Source organism: Crenobacter sp. CS_VA4 (genome assembly GCF_055597485.1).
Map to the genome: position 1 here is coordinate 99,175 of NZ_JBVMAE010000003.1, position 12,511 is coordinate 111,685.

General features: G+C 65.4%; 13 protein-coding genes. 6 read left to right on the plus strand and 7 right to left on the minus strand.

Annotated elements, in window-relative coordinates; translation table 11 throughout:
• Positions 1-230 precede the first annotated feature (230 nt).
• The 4 genes from ACZ2IA_RS03930 to ACZ2IA_RS03945 form a co-directional block, all read right to left on the minus strand.
• Entirely contained in the window at positions 231-1,196 is a 966-nt protein-coding gene (locus ACZ2IA_RS03930; protein ID WP_470291266.1) for a patatin-like phospholipase family protein, read from the minus strand.
• A gap of 211 nt (positions 1,197-1,407) precedes the next feature.
• The gene (locus ACZ2IA_RS03935; protein WP_470291267.1) at positions 1,408-1,875 is read right to left on the minus strand and encodes a VOC family protein; all 468 of its coding nucleotides are present in this window, start codon (positions 1,873-1,875) and stop codon (positions 1,408-1,410) included.
• Between the two features lie 228 nt (positions 1,876-2,103).
• Positions 2,104-3,144 carry a porin OmpA gene (ompA, locus tag ACZ2IA_RS03940; protein WP_470291268.1) on the minus strand — a complete coding sequence of 347 codons (1,041 nt, stop codon included), beginning with the start codon at positions 3,142-3,144 and terminating at the stop codon, positions 2,104-2,106.
• Positions 3,145-3,584: 440 nt separating this feature from the next.
• Entirely contained in the window at positions 3,585-4,202 is a 618-nt protein-coding gene (locus ACZ2IA_RS03945; protein ID WP_470291269.1) for a 3'-5' exonuclease, read from the minus strand.
• 454 nt (positions 4,203-4,656) lie between these two features.
• On the opposite strand from ACZ2IA_RS03945, the gene ACZ2IA_RS03950 reads away from it, so the two are divergent.
• The gene (locus tag ACZ2IA_RS03950; RefSeq protein ID WP_470291270.1) at positions 4,657-5,901 is read left to right on the plus strand and encodes a DUF937 domain-containing protein; all 1,245 of its coding nucleotides are present in this window, start codon (positions 4,657-4,659) and stop codon (positions 5,899-5,901) included.
• A gap of 82 nt (positions 5,902-5,983) precedes the next feature.
• Here ACZ2IA_RS03950 and ACZ2IA_RS03955 read toward each other — a convergent pair whose 3' ends face one another.
• Both ACZ2IA_RS03955 and ACZ2IA_RS03960 read right to left on the minus strand, forming a co-directional pair.
• Positions 5,984-6,184, minus strand: coding sequence for a hypothetical protein (locus ACZ2IA_RS03955; protein ID WP_470291271.1), 201 nt, complete (start codon positions 6,182-6,184; stop codon positions 5,984-5,986).
• 180 nt (positions 6,185-6,364) lie between these two features.
• Positions 6,365-7,891 (minus strand): fumarate hydratase, encoded by a 1,527-nt coding sequence (locus ACZ2IA_RS03960; RefSeq protein ID WP_470291272.1) that lies wholly within the window; start codon positions 7,889-7,891, stop codon positions 6,365-6,367.
• Between the two features lie 179 nt (positions 7,892-8,070).
• On the opposite strand from ACZ2IA_RS03960, the gene ACZ2IA_RS03965 reads away from it, so the two are divergent.
• The 4 genes from ACZ2IA_RS03965 to ACZ2IA_RS03980 all read left to right on the plus strand — a co-directional run bounded on the left by ACZ2IA_RS03965 (position 8,071) and on the right by ACZ2IA_RS03980 (position 10,952).
• Entirely contained in the window at positions 8,071-8,352 is a 282-nt protein-coding gene (locus ACZ2IA_RS03965) for a BufA1 family periplasmic bufferin-type metallophore (RefSeq protein ID WP_470291273.1), read from the plus strand.
• Positions 8,353-8,432: 80 nt separating this feature from the next.
• On the plus strand, positions 8,433-9,029 hold the full coding sequence (locus ACZ2IA_RS03970; protein ID WP_470291274.1) for a TetR/AcrR family transcriptional regulator: 597 nt from the start codon (positions 8,433-8,435) through the stop codon (positions 9,027-9,029).
• Between the two features lie 89 nt (positions 9,030-9,118).
• Positions 9,119-10,213: an alkene reductase gene (locus ACZ2IA_RS03975; RefSeq protein WP_470291275.1), complete on the plus strand. Its 1,095-nt coding sequence runs from the start codon at positions 9,119-9,121 to the stop codon at positions 10,211-10,213.
• 58 nt (positions 10,214-10,271) lie between these two features.
• Positions 10,272-10,952 carry a type 1 glutamine amidotransferase domain-containing protein gene (locus tag ACZ2IA_RS03980; RefSeq protein WP_470291276.1) on the plus strand — a complete coding sequence of 227 codons (681 nt, stop codon included), beginning with the start codon at positions 10,272-10,274 and terminating at the stop codon, positions 10,950-10,952.
• A 70-nt stretch (positions 10,953-11,022) separates the two neighbouring features.
• On the opposite strand, the gene ACZ2IA_RS03985 is transcribed toward ACZ2IA_RS03980, so the two are convergent.
• Positions 11,023-11,718, minus strand: coding sequence for a hypothetical protein (locus ACZ2IA_RS03985; protein WP_470291277.1), 696 nt, complete (start codon positions 11,716-11,718; stop codon positions 11,023-11,025).
• Between the two features lie 387 nt (positions 11,719-12,105).
• On the opposite strand from ACZ2IA_RS03985, the gene ACZ2IA_RS03990 reads away from it, so the two are divergent.
• Complete coding sequence (locus tag ACZ2IA_RS03990) at positions 12,106-12,366, plus strand: BufA1 family periplasmic bufferin-type metallophore (protein ID WP_470291278.1); 261 nt, start codon at positions 12,106-12,108, stop codon at positions 12,364-12,366.
• Positions 12,367-12,511 lie beyond the last annotated feature (145 nt).

A 12,511-nucleotide genomic window follows, 5' to 3' on the forward strand; every position in this document is an offset into this window, starting at 1 on the left:
CCGTTCCGGACGGAGTTCTCGCCGTCGGTCGACCCACTAGATTGCTATCAACTCGCTTGAAGAAAAATTAACAGAAGTAAAGATACTGTTAATGCTCGACATGAAGAAATCACCACCGACCAAGTGGTCGAGCGACGGGAAATACAACAATGAGGACTTTATTGGCATCGAATGATGCCAGCAGGTAGGTGGCCGCGACGGTCAGCCGCGTCCCGCGGGGCGATCGCCGTTCAGGCGGCGATGGTGTCGGACTCGTGCCGCTCGGCCATCTCGTGACGGGGCTGCAACAGCGGGGCGATGTGTTTCAGGAAGCGCTGGCCGTACTGGCGGCCGATCCGGTAGTCGCGGAGCAGCGCGTCGGGCGAACTGCCCAGCAGCTTGCTCGCCAACGGGGTACTCGGCGCGATTTCCAGGATGCGCAGTCCCTCGGGCGGCTGGTCGATGAAAGCCTGGGTGGCGAGATAGCTCGACTCGTGCGTTTCCACCACGTCGACCATCTCCTTCAGCCGGCTCTGCGACAATAGCTGCTGCATCCGGCGCCGCCAAGGCGGCGGCTCGTCGAAACCGGACGGCATGGTGCGGATCACCACGATCAGGTCCGCGCCGCGCCGGTACGCCTCGCGGACCGGGATCGCGTCGCGCACCCCGCCGTCCAGATACCGCACGCCGTCGAGCTCGACGCCGTTGCGATAGAACAACGGGATCGCGCTCGATGCCTTGATCGCGTCCAGCCAGTTGTCCTGTGCCGCCGGAAAGTACACCGGCTGGAAGTCGTCGCTGCGGCAGGCGCACAGCAGCAGCTCACGACCGATCAGCCGCTCCCGCGCCCGCGCCATGTCGAGCGGAAAGTCGCGCGAGGTTGCCTCGACCAGCCAGTCGAGGTCGATCAGATGGCCGCCGCGCAGGAAGCGCATCGGGTTGAAGAATTCGGGCGAGGTCGTGAAACGGGTGATGACGTGACGTCCGTAGCCCTTCTGCCCGCAGGCGTAGGCCGACAGGTTGTGCGCGCCGGCCGAGCTGCCGATCATCAACTGGAACGGGAAGAAGTCGGCGCGAATAAATTCGTCGAGCAGGCCGGCGGTGAAGATGCCGCGCTGGCCGCCGCCCTCGCACACCAGCGCGATCTTGTTGTATTCGAGCGGATGCGGGTTGGCGAGCACCTTGGACCCCGCCGCAAAGGAAATCTTGTAACCCATTAGCACCGCCTCGGGAACGTCGAGTAAAACGGGGAAACTGGGGCACAAGCCGACGCCGCTCGCATTCGCAAGCGCCTGCCATCCCACGCTCCAGATACTATGGCAAGATAATAACAAGCGAGATAATTCGCCGATTCACTATATAGATTCTAGAAGAAAACCACCGCCGCCTGTACAAAAATGCGACGGTTTTGACCGCTGTTTCGCACACTTAGTCGCCGCCGTACAACGCCTCGGCACGACGCTGGATCTCGTCTTCGGCGACGTCCTCGATGTGGCTTGCCAGCCACCAGTCATGGCCGAACGGGTCGCGCAGCTTGCCGCCGCGGTCGCCGTAGAACTGGTCTTCGACCGGACGCATCAGCGTTGCACCGGCCGCCAGCGCCCGTGCAACTACCGCGTCGACATCGTCGACGTACAGCATCAGGCAGACCGGTGAGCCACCGATCGTGTGCGGCCCGCGCACGTTCATCTCCGGAAATTCATCGGACAGCATCAGCGGCGCGCCACCGAGCAACAGCTCGGCGTGGCCGACCTTGCCGGCGGTGGCGATGCGCATCGTCTCGGTAGCGCCGAACACTTGCCGGTAAAACGCGATCGCCGCGTCGGCGTCGCTGACCGTCAGGTACGGCGTTACGCCACGGTAGCCGGGCGGAATGGGATGGACCGGGGTCGCCATGAGGCCTCCTAAACATAGGGCGGGAAAAACAGTTCCAGCATAGAAGAACAGGCCGTGCGCCACCCGTCGGCTTAGCCCGGCACGCCGTGCCGGTGACACTCAGGCAGCGGCACCTGGGCGGTCCGGCACAAGCAGGCACAATCGGCAAAAACAACTTGGCCGAAAGCGCCCACGGCGCTTTCGGCCAAGCAGGAGCCGCGGCGGCGGCTCCGTTTCCATCCCGATGACTTACTGCGGCTTCGGTGCGGCCTGCCCGCTCACCTTCACCACCACGCGGCGATCCGGCGCCAGGCAGCTGATCAGCTGCGCGCGCTTCTTGATGCCGTCGCACTGGCTGCCGGTGACCGGCTCGGCCTTGCCGACCCCCTCGACGCTGACCAGGTTGGCCGGCACGCCATGGCCGATCAGGTAGTTCGCCACGGTCTGGGCACGGCGCTTGGACAGGGCGAGGTTGTACTTCTCGGCGCCGAGCTTGTCGGTATGACCGACCACGTTGATATTGGCATCCTTCGGCGTTTCGGCCTGCAGCTGCTTGAGCAGATCAGCCAGCGCGGTCTGCCCGCCTGGCTTCAGCGTGGCCTTATTGAAGTCGAACAGCACGTCGGAGCTCAGGTTGAACTCGCGCGGCGCCGCCGGGGCCGGCGCCGGGGTCGGCGCCGGTGTCGCTACAGGCGCGGGCGCCGGGGCACCGCCGAACTTGTAGAGCAGGCCCAGGCTCACCAGGTTGTTGTCGGCGCGGACGCCCACCTTGTCCTTGTCGCCGATGTTACCGGCCCACTGGTACTCGAGGCGGGACGCCCAGTTGCGGTTGAACGCGTACTCGAGGCCGAGGGCGGCCAGCGGCGAGAAGCCGTTGTCGGTGTTGCCTAGGCCCTTGGCGCGGGTGCCCATCCCCCCCAACCGGGTGTAGAGGTCCAGCCCTTCAGTAAGCGGCAGGCCGAGCTTGGCGGTCAGCTGGATGCCCTGGCCGGTGAAATCCTGGCGGCCGGAGAGATTGCTGGCATCGTACTTGAGCTTGTCGAGGTAGTCGTAACCGCCCTCGATGCCCAGCCACTGGTTGATCTGGTAACCGAGGAGCAGGCCGCCGCCCACTGTGTTGCGATCCAGGTTAGTCGGGTTCTGCACCCCGCCTCCGAACTCCTCGCTGCGCCATCCCGACCAGCCCACCTTGCCACCCACGTACCACGGCTCATCGGTCGATGCCGCCATCGCGGCGGGAACACTCACCAGCCCCGCCACTACCAATGCAATCTGGATGCTTTTGTGCATGATTCACTCCGTTTGTCGAAACCGTGGCGCGGTCGCTGCCGGCCGTGTTGCAACCTGGCCAACGCTAGGGAGAGCAGGGTTTTGCTCTGTGTCTCAATTCACACAGTCGGCAGCAACCCCGGAACCAGCGAGGTTGAACTGTGGCGTAGATGGCCCTGGCACCATTTCGGTCTAAGCAAGTTTTGCGCGCTGTTCAAGGGAATCTGGTAGCGCAATATGCAACACCATTGGTGTCAGTTCATGCAAATAGGCAGCAGGTGCCAGTCGCCCGGCTACTAGCTATGGCGACAGCCAATCCATCTGCCGGCTTATTTGCCATTTTATGATGCTGATGCGCCAAACCAATAAAGCCGGAAATATGTCGTGGATTGGCCACAGAAAAAGCGGCGGAGTGGGAGCGCAGCAAGCCCGAGCGTGGCTCCGGCAAGCGAAGCGGTCGATTAGCGCAACGGGAGCCGACCGGCGACGTGCAGCGCCTCGTAGACCTGCAGCGCGACGTGGGCGTCGTTGGCGGCGTAGAGCTGCTGCGCGTCGGAGAGCTGGGCACTCGCCCAGTTCGAGGTCGACACCCGTTTCGACTTGCGAAAATGTTGGCCGAACACCCGCGCCACCGCCTGCACCGCGCCGACGGTATGGTGCTCGTCCTCTTCGCGGCACAGGTCGCCGACGTCGACCAGCCCGGCGCATTCGATGCCGAGCTTGTCGCGCAGCCGCCGGGTGTCCGACTTCAGGTCGAAGCCGACCTTGAGGATGGTGGCCGACTCGAGCAGCGCCTTGAGCGGCGCGACGTCGCCGAGCAGCGCCACCGGGATCAGCCAGGCGCGCTCGCGGCTGGCGAGCTGGATCAGGTGCGGGCCGCTCGACTCCTCACCCTTGCGGAAGGTGGGGCGCGATTCGGTATCGAAACCGACCGTGCCGGCGGCGCTCAGCGCCTGGCAGGCGCTGGCCAGCGTGGCCGGGTCGCTGACCACGTGCACGGCGCCGAGCCCCAGGCCCGGATACGATGGCAGGGTCTTGATGGTGTCCTTGGACAGCTGGGAACGGGAGGTTCTGGTCATCGGTGATACGCGGCAAGTGGCAACAGCCGCCATGGTGACAGCAATCGGCCCGGCCACGCCACACCGGCTTTCGGCAAGCCCCCCGTTCGGCTCGGCCCGGTACTGCCAGCTGATAACGGGCGACGTACCAGGGGTGGGCCAACCAATCGGCCGCTTCGCATAACACGGCGGCGACCCGCTTGGTTTCGGCCGACGTGGCCATTTCGATACACACGTGGATGAACGCCTCGTAGTGCTGGGTACCGCGCCATCGCAGCCCGGTTTTTCACGCATCAGACATTTTCGCCGCACCCGCCGTTTTCCGGCCTTTCCCTGCCAATTGCGGCCGCTTGCGGAGAACGGATTCCCGGTACAAAACAATCAATTGAAAAAACACTGCCTATACTGCGCCTGAACAGGCCACCGCCTTGTCAGCGCTATCTCACTGTCCCGGCAACATGTACGGAGGAAGGGTATGAGCATCAATCTGCTTGAGTTGACCAGCAGTGCGCTGGGGGGCGACTTCGTCCAGCAGGCGAGTTCTCTTTTTGGCGAAGACCCCGGCAAGATCGGCAAGGGCATCTCCGCCCTGGTGCCGGCGGTGCTGGGCGGGATCGCGCAGAAGGGCGCCACGACCGATGGCGCGCAAAGCCTGCTCGGAGCGCTGGACAACGTCCCGGCCGACAGCCATCTGCCCGAGCAGTTCGGCAAACAGCTGGCCACGCCGGAAAGCCGCGACGAACTGCAGCAGATCGGGCACGGCCTGCTGACCCAGCTGTTCGGCGACAAGGTCGACGCGCTGGCCGATGCGATGTCGTCGATCAGCGGTATCGGCCGGACGGTATCGGGCCACGCCGGGGAACAGGCGGCGATCGCCACCGGCAACGGCATCAGCCACGAGGTATCCGGCGGACTGCTGGCACTGGTGACGCCGGCGATCGTCTCGGTGCTGAAGAAAGTGATCGCCGACAACAAGCTCGACGCCGGTGGCCTCTCCACCCTGCTGTCCGGCCAGCTCGGACAGCTGCAGGAAGCGCTCAGCCCGCAGCTAACCAGTGCGCTCGGCTTCGCCAGCCCGGCAGCCTTCCTCGGCGGCCTGGCCGGCAAGCTCGGCGACGCGGGTGCGGCGGTCAGCAAGGCGGCAGCGCCGGTGGCGGACCCCGTCAGCACCGTCGTCGCCGAGGCCAGCACCACGCGCCGCTGGTGGCCGTGGCTATTGTTGGCGGTCGTAGCGCTGGCCGCGTTCCCGCTGCTGCGCACCAAGCCGCCGGTAGAGAAAGCGAGCCCCACGCTGGACGAAAACGCGTCGGCCGGTAACGGCAGCGCTGCGGTCACCACCAGCAGCACCTCGGCACCGGCGGCGGCGGTCACCGCGTCGGCAGCTTCGGCTCCGGTCGGCGCAACAGCGGCCGGGCCGGCCAAGGTCTACTTCGCCACCGGCAAGGCCGACATCGACGCCGATGGTCAGCAGGCGATCAAATCGGCCGTCGACGCGGCCAAATCCGGCGGCGGCGGGGTCGACGTGACCGGCTACACCGACAAGACCGGCGACCTGCACGCCAACGAGGAGCTGGCCAAGAAACGCGCGTTGGCGGTGAAGGACGCACTGCTGGCGGCGGGCCTCGCCGATGACAAGATCCACATGAAGCCGCCGCTGAGCACCACCGGCGCCGGCAACGACAGGGAAGCGCGCCGCGTCGAGATCAGCCCGGCGCACTAGCCATGCCTCCCTGAAACGACAACAGGCCAGCCCGAACGGGCTGGCCTGTTTGTTTGGGTCGTGCCGACGAGCGGCGCGGCGCTCAGTGCAGCTTTTTCGGCGCGAGCTGCTGCTTTTCGCTGGCGGCCAGCTTGGTCTGCTTGTCCATATAGGCGCGAAACTCGGCCTCGACCGGCCAGCGGGCGCGCAGCATCGCGATCACCTGCTCGCGGTTCATGCCGGAGCTTTTGCCCTCGGGGCTGAACAGGAACAGGTCGGCGGCAATTTCGTAGATGGAGCGCATGGCGATGACAACGGAAGGTGGAAATGCGCCCTTTATACTGGCCCCACCGGCGGCTGTAAATCACGCTCGCGACAGGCGGTGGCGCGATGCCCCCCGTCACTCATGAAAAAGCCGGCCTCGTCGAGACCGGCTGTTTTTGCCCAGTGGCCGTTCGGCCAACCCTAGATGATCAGAAGGTGATCAGGCGACGTTGATCGAGATCTTGGCGATTCGTTCGCGCCATTCGGCCGGACCGGTGTTGTGCACCGACACGCCACAGGAGTCGACCGCCACCGTCACCGGCATGTCCTGCACGTCGAACTCGTAGATCGCCTCCATGCCCAGGTCTTCGAACGCCACCACTTTGGACGCCTTGATCGCCTTGGACACCAGGTAGGCCGAGCCGCCCACCGCCATCAGGTACACCGCCTTGTTGTCGCGGATCGCCTCGATCGCCGTAGGTCCCCGTTCGGCCTTGCCGATCATGCCGAGCAAGCCGGTGGTTTCCAGCATCTGGCGGGTGAACTTGTCCATCCGCGTCGCGGTGGTCGGGCCGGCCGGGCCGACCACTTCATCGCCGACCGGATCGACCGGGCCGACGTAGTAGATGAAGCGGTTGGTGAAGTCGACCGGCAGATTTTCACCCTTGTTCAGCATGTCGATCATGCGCTTGTGCGCGGCGTCGCGGCCGGTCAGGATCTTGCCGTTGAGCAGCAGCACGTCGCCGGGCTGCCAGCTCGCGACTTCTTCCGGGGTGATCGCGTCGAGATTGACGCGCTTGCCCTTGGAGCTGTCGTAGGTGATCTTCGGCCAGTCGTCGAGGCTAGGCGGGGTCAACTTGACCGGGCCGCTGCCGTCGAGGTGGAAGTGCACGTGGCGGGTCGCGGCGCAGTTCGGGATCATCGCCACCGGCAGGCTGGCGGCGTGGGTCGGGTAGTCGAGCACCTTGACGTCGAGCACGGTGGTCAGGCCACCCAGGCCCTGGGCGCCAATGCCGAGCGCGTTGACCTTCTCCAGCAGTTCCAGGCGCAGCTCTTCGGCCCGGGTCAGCGCCTCGCCGCGCGCCTTCTTGTCGCGCACCAGGTGGATGTCGGCCGGCGCCATCAGCGATTCCTTGGCCAACAGCATCGCCTTCTCCGGCGTGCCGCCGATGCCGATGCCGAGGATGCCCGGCGGACACCAGCCGGCGCCCATCGTCGGGATGGTCTTCAGCACCCAGTCGACGATGCTGTCGGACGGGTTGAGCATCACCATCTTCGACTTGTTTTCCGAGCCGCCGCCCTTGGCCGCACAGATCACTTCCACCTCGTCGCCCGGCACGATCTCGTAGTGCACCACCGCCGGGGTGTTGTCCTTGGAGTTCTGGCGCTTGCCGGCCGGGTCGAGCAGCACCGAGGCGCGCAGCTTGTTGTCCGGGTGGTTATAGGCGCGGCGCACCCCCTCGTTGACCATCTCCTGCACCGACAGGGTCGCGTCCCAGCGCACGTTCATGCCGACCTTCAGGAACACCACGGCGATGCCGGTATCTTGGCAGATCGGGCGGTGGCCCTCGGCGCATAGGCGGCTGTTGATCAGGATCTGCGCCATGGCGTCCTTGGCCGCCGGGCTCTGTTCCTTCTCGTACGCTTCGCTCAGCGCCTTGATGTAGTCGACCGGGTGGTAGTAGCTGATGTACTGGAAAGCATCGGCGATGCTCTGGATGAAATCGTCCTGGCGGATAGTGCTCATCAATGGTCTTCCATGAGGGGTCTCAGGGGGTATCTCCGTGGATACGGATCGCTTCTTCGGCGCTTATATCGCGCACATTGTAAACCGGGTGACGACAGGGCGTCACCGCGGCAACCGGGCGATGACGGGCGTGGGGCTTTACACTGGCCATCTTGCCAATTGCATGAAATGGAACCCCGATGAAGCGCCGCCACGTCCTGATCGCCTCGGCGCTGACCGCGCTGCCGGCCGACGCCGCCCGGGTGCTCGGCCCGAAGGAGCAGTGCTTCGGCATCGCCAAGGCAGGACAGAACGACTGCGCCGCGATGGACAGCCGTCACGGCTGCCACACGCTCGCCCGGGCCGATCACGACCCGAACGACTGGGAATACGTGGCGCAAGGCAGCGGCGAGAAACTCGGCGGCTCGCTGACGTCGGGCGTGGCACGCGAGCAGGCGGCAAAGAGCGGCGGCGGCAGCTAGGACTGCCACTCGAATAGGCATGATACCCTTGGGGATATAAATTCTTGCCTTAGACCGACTGGTCTATTACTATTCCGATCATGAACAAGCCAGCAAGCCATCCCGATACCCGTGAACACATCCTCGCCGTCGGCGAGATGCTGATCCTCAGCCGTGGCTTCACCGCCATGGGCCTGGCCGAACTGTTGTCGACCGCCGGGGTACCGAAGGGCTCGTTCTACCACTATTTCAAGTCGAAGGAAGCGTTCGGCGAAGCGCTGCTGAACCGCTACTTCGACGACTACGACGCGCGGATGCGCGCGCGCTTCGGAACCGACGGCGGCCCGATGCGCGCCAAGCTGCTCGACTACTTCGAACAATGGCTCACCAACGCCTGCGATACCGAACGCCACGGCAACTGCCTGGCGGTGAAGCTGGCCGCAGAGGTCTGCGACCTATCCGAGCCGATGCGCGCCGCGCTCGACTCGGGCATGGGTCGGATCGTCGGACGAGTGGCCGACGCGATCGCCGCCGGCGTCGCCGACGGCTCGCTCGCATCGGTGGCCGAGCCGCGGATGCTGGCCGAGGCGCTCTACTCGACCTGGCTTGGTGCCGCCTTGCGCGCCAAGGTTGGCCGAACGCTGGCACCACTCGAAGCGGCGCGCGCCGACACCGAGCAGCGCCTGCTGCCGGGTTGAGGCTTTCCCAGTTGCAAGACCGCCCGTGTCCCCACGGGCTTTTATTGACGCACTTTTTGAGACGACCGGTCTATTCGAAAGGAAACATGATGGCGCTGGACAAACTGCTCTCCCCCCTCAACGTCGGCACCGTGACGCTGCCCAACCGCGTGTTCATGGCCCCGCTCACCCGCCTGCGCAGCGTCGAACCGGGCGACGTGCCCACCGCGCTGATGGCCGAGTACTACGCCCAGCGCGCCAGCGCCGGCCTGATCATCGCCGAGGCGACGCAGATCTCGCCGCAGGGCAAGGGCTACGCCGGCGCGCCGGGCATCTATAGCGAAGAACAGGTGAAAGCCTGGCAGCCGGTCACCGCGGCGGTGCACGCCCAGGGTGGCCGCATGGCGCTGCAGCTGTGGCACGTCGGCCGCATCTCGCACACCAGCCTGCAACCGGACGGCCAGCCGCCGGAAGCGCCATCGGCGATCGCCGCCGACACCCGCACCACCGTGCGCAACGCGCAGGGCGAGCTGGTACGCGAGCCGACCTCGACGCCGCGGGCGCTCGAGCTGTCCGAGCTGGACGACCTGATCGAGGACTACCGCCGCGCCACCGACAACGCGCGCCGCGCCGGCTTCGACTTCGTCGAGATCCACGCAGCGCACGGCTATCTGCTCAACCAGTTCCTGTCGCCGGAAGCGAATCAACGCACCGACCAGTACGGAGGCAGCGTCGAAAACCGCGCCCGGCTGACGCTGGAGGTGCTCGACGCGGTGATAGCCGAATGGGATGCCGCCCACGTCGGCATCCGCATCTCGCCGCTGGGCGTGTTCAACGGCCTGTCCGACGTCGGCCAGGAAGAGACCGCCTATTATTTGGTCAGCGAGATCGCCAAGCGCGGCATCGCCTTCCTGCACGTGTCCGAGCCGGACTGGGCCGGCGGCCCGGCATACAGCGAGGCGTTCCGCCAGGCGCTGCGCGCGCGCTTCCCTGGCGTAATCGTCGCCGCCGGCGGCTACAGCGGTGACAAGGCCGAACAGCTGATCTCGGCCGGCCTGATCGACGCCACCGCCTTCGGCCGCAGCTATATCGCCAACCCGGACCTGGTGCAAAGGTTGGCCGAAGACAGCGAGCTTAACGAGCCGAACCCGGACACCTTCTACGGTGGCGGCGCGGCGGGCTATACCGACTACCCAACCTTGTGAGTCAAGACGGCCCGGCCCTCCCGCCGGGCCGTTTTGCCCACGCTGAAAGGAATCCCCCATGAAGAACGTGCTGTTCGTGCTAACCAGCCACGACCGCCTCGGCGACACCGGCCACAAGACCGGCTTCTGGATCGAGGAATTCGCCGCACCCTACTATGCTCTCGCCGACGCCGGCGTCGAGATCACGCTGGCCTCGCCCAAGGGCGGCCAGCCGCCGATCGACCCGAAGAGCGCGCTGCCCGAGTCGCAGACGCCGGCCACCCGCCGCTTCAACGCGGATAGCGCGTTGCAGGCCAAGCTCGCCGACACGCTGATCCTGGTCGACGTCAACGCCGACGCGTTCGACGCGGTGTTCTACCCGGGCGGCCACGGCCCGATGTGGGACCTGGCCGACGACGCCGACTCGCAGGCGCTGATCAACACCTTCCTGGCGCAGCAGAAGCCGGTGGCGGCGGTCTGCCACGCGCCGGCGGCGCTGGTGAAGGTGCGCGACGCCGCCGGCCGGGCCATCGTGGCCGGCCGCCGGGTCACCGGTTTTTCCAACAGCGAGGAAGCCGCGGTCGGGCTCGCCGAGGTGGTGCCGTTCCTGCTCGAAGACGCGCTGAAGGCCAAGGGCGGCTTGTATCAGAAGGGCGCCGACTGGCAGTCGCACGTCGAGGAAGACGGCCTGCTGATCACCGGCCAGAACCCGGCCTCATCCGAGGCGGTGGCCGAGCGGCTGCTGGCGCGCTTGCAGTAAGCGGCCCGAATCATGCCGACGAAAAAGGGGACCCGCTCGGGTCCCCTTCGTATTGCCGCTTCGGTGTTACTTACTGGAAGCGGTAAGCGACGCCTAGCGACACCGCCGGCCACACCTTGTACTTACCGACGTCGTCGTTGAGCTTCTGCTGCTGCGCGGCGACGTCGTTCTGCAGCTGCGCGCAATCGGCCTGGCTCAGCGCACCGCAGGTCGCGTTCAGCCGCGCCTTCGGCGAGGTGTTAACCAGCACGCCGATATCGGCGACGAAGCTCAGCCCCTTGCCGCTGGCAGTCGGGTTGCCCCAACCGATACTGAGGTAAGGCGACACCTTGTTGAAATCGACCCGACCCTGCAGCTGGCCGACTTCGCTGGCGTTGTAGGTGTGGCCGTTGATGGTGAAGCTGCCGTTGTTCGGCTTGCCGTTCAGGTCCAGCTTGTTGCCGTTGTAGACCACGCCGCCCGACAGGCGGAACGCGCCGCCCAGCGGGTAGTAGTCGGCCAGCAGCTCGGTGTTGAACAATTTCAGCTTGGCATCGTAGTTGATGCCCGAATTGCTGCGCTCGGCCGACCAGGACGCGCCGAACACGCCGAGGCGCGCGTTTAGCGTGTCCTGGATCAGCGATTTGTGCACTTCCACCCCGACACCCTGTGCCAGGCTCAACCGCGCCGCGGCCGCGTAGCCGTCGGTCAGCGGGCTGAACTCGGCGGCCTGCGCCACCCCCGTGGCAGCAAACAGCGAGGCAGCGAGCAAGACGATTCTTTTCATTATGATTTCCTGTGATCTGACGCTTCGACTATGAAGCGAATGCTTTATATTCGATTCATGTAACTCATGCAATCTGGGTTGTCTTACAATCTCCGTTTTTTCTACGGCACTGTGGCAAAGGCGCCGCAGCAAGGCGGCTCTCGAACTGTCCCGCTGGTTTTGCTGCACCGAACCACTCCGTTATGCCGAGGTCTTACGCGAGATAGGCTGTCTCATCGGAGTGCACAGCGCGCGTCCATCGGCTTTAACCGCTGTGACGATTGCTTGGAGCAATCCCCCCCGACTTGCCTATACTCGCGTCGCGCTGTAAGAAAAGTCGGCCTACGCCGACTGACTCAGCGGAAACGGCCTTCGCCGTCCACCACCACCACCACAGGAGAAACAACCATGAAAGCATCCCGCACCCTGATCGCCTCTGCCCTCGGTGCCGTCGTTGCGCTGGGCGTTGTTGCCGCACCGGCCGCCCAGGCCGCCGAAAAAGACAAGTGTTATGGCATCGCCACCGCCGGCAAGAACGACTGCGCGTCGGCGACCGGCCTGCACAGCTGCGCCGGCCAAGCCAAGACCGACAAGGACCCGGGTGACTTCAAATACGTCGCCAAGGGCAGCTGCCAGCAGATGGGCGGCATGCTGCAGCCGAAGAAGTAAGCAATATCCCGTCGTAGCGGGCGGGGTTGGCCGAAGGGCCACCCGGCCCCGGCCCTGACAGGAGGGCCATCATGAACGCCTCCCGAGCGCGGATTGCCTCGTCGCCATTGGCATGATCGCGGCGCCGACGCGACCTGCTGCAAGC

Bases quoted from the DNA above. Each gene is read 5' to 3' on its own strand.
- ACZ2IA_RS03930 (WP_470291266.1), bottom strand. From the start codon at position 1,196: ATGGGTTACAAGATTTCCTTTGCGGCGGGGTCCAAGGTGCTCGCCAAC.
- ACZ2IA_RS03935 (WP_470291267.1), bottom strand. From the start codon at position 1,875: ATGGCGACCCCGGTCCATCCCATTCCGCCCGGCTACCGTGGCGTAACG.
- ompA (WP_470291268.1), bottom strand. From the start codon at position 3,144: ATGCACAAAAGCATCCAGATTGCATTGGTAGTGGCGGGGCTGGTGAGT.
- ACZ2IA_RS03945 (WP_470291269.1), bottom strand. From the start codon at position 4,202: ATGACCAGAACCTCCCGTTCCCAGCTGTCCAAGGACACCATCAAGACC.
- ACZ2IA_RS03950 (WP_470291270.1), top strand. From the start codon at position 4,657: ATGAGCATCAATCTGCTTGAGTTGACCAGCAGTGCGCTGGGGGGCGAC.
- ACZ2IA_RS03955 (WP_470291271.1), bottom strand. From the start codon at position 6,184: ATGCGCTCCATCTACGAAATTGCCGCCGACCTGTTCCTGTTCAGCCCC.
- ACZ2IA_RS03960 (WP_470291272.1), bottom strand. From the start codon at position 7,891: ATGAGCACTATCCGCCAGGACGATTTCATCCAGAGCATCGCCGATGCT.
- ACZ2IA_RS03965 (WP_470291273.1), top strand. From the start codon at position 8,071: ATGAAGCGCCGCCACGTCCTGATCGCCTCGGCGCTGACCGCGCTGCCG.
- ACZ2IA_RS03970 (WP_470291274.1), top strand. From the start codon at position 8,433: ATGAACAAGCCAGCAAGCCATCCCGATACCCGTGAACACATCCTCGCC.
- ACZ2IA_RS03975 (WP_470291275.1), top strand. From the start codon at position 9,119: ATGGCGCTGGACAAACTGCTCTCCCCCCTCAACGTCGGCACCGTGACG.
- ACZ2IA_RS03980 (WP_470291276.1), top strand. From the start codon at position 10,272: ATGAAGAACGTGCTGTTCGTGCTAACCAGCCACGACCGCCTCGGCGAC.
- ACZ2IA_RS03985 (WP_470291277.1), bottom strand. From the start codon at position 11,718: ATGAAAAGAATCGTCTTGCTCGCTGCCTCGCTGTTTGCTGCCACGGGG.
- ACZ2IA_RS03990 (WP_470291278.1), top strand. From the start codon at position 12,106: ATGAAAGCATCCCGCACCCTGATCGCCTCTGCCCTCGGTGCCGTCGTT.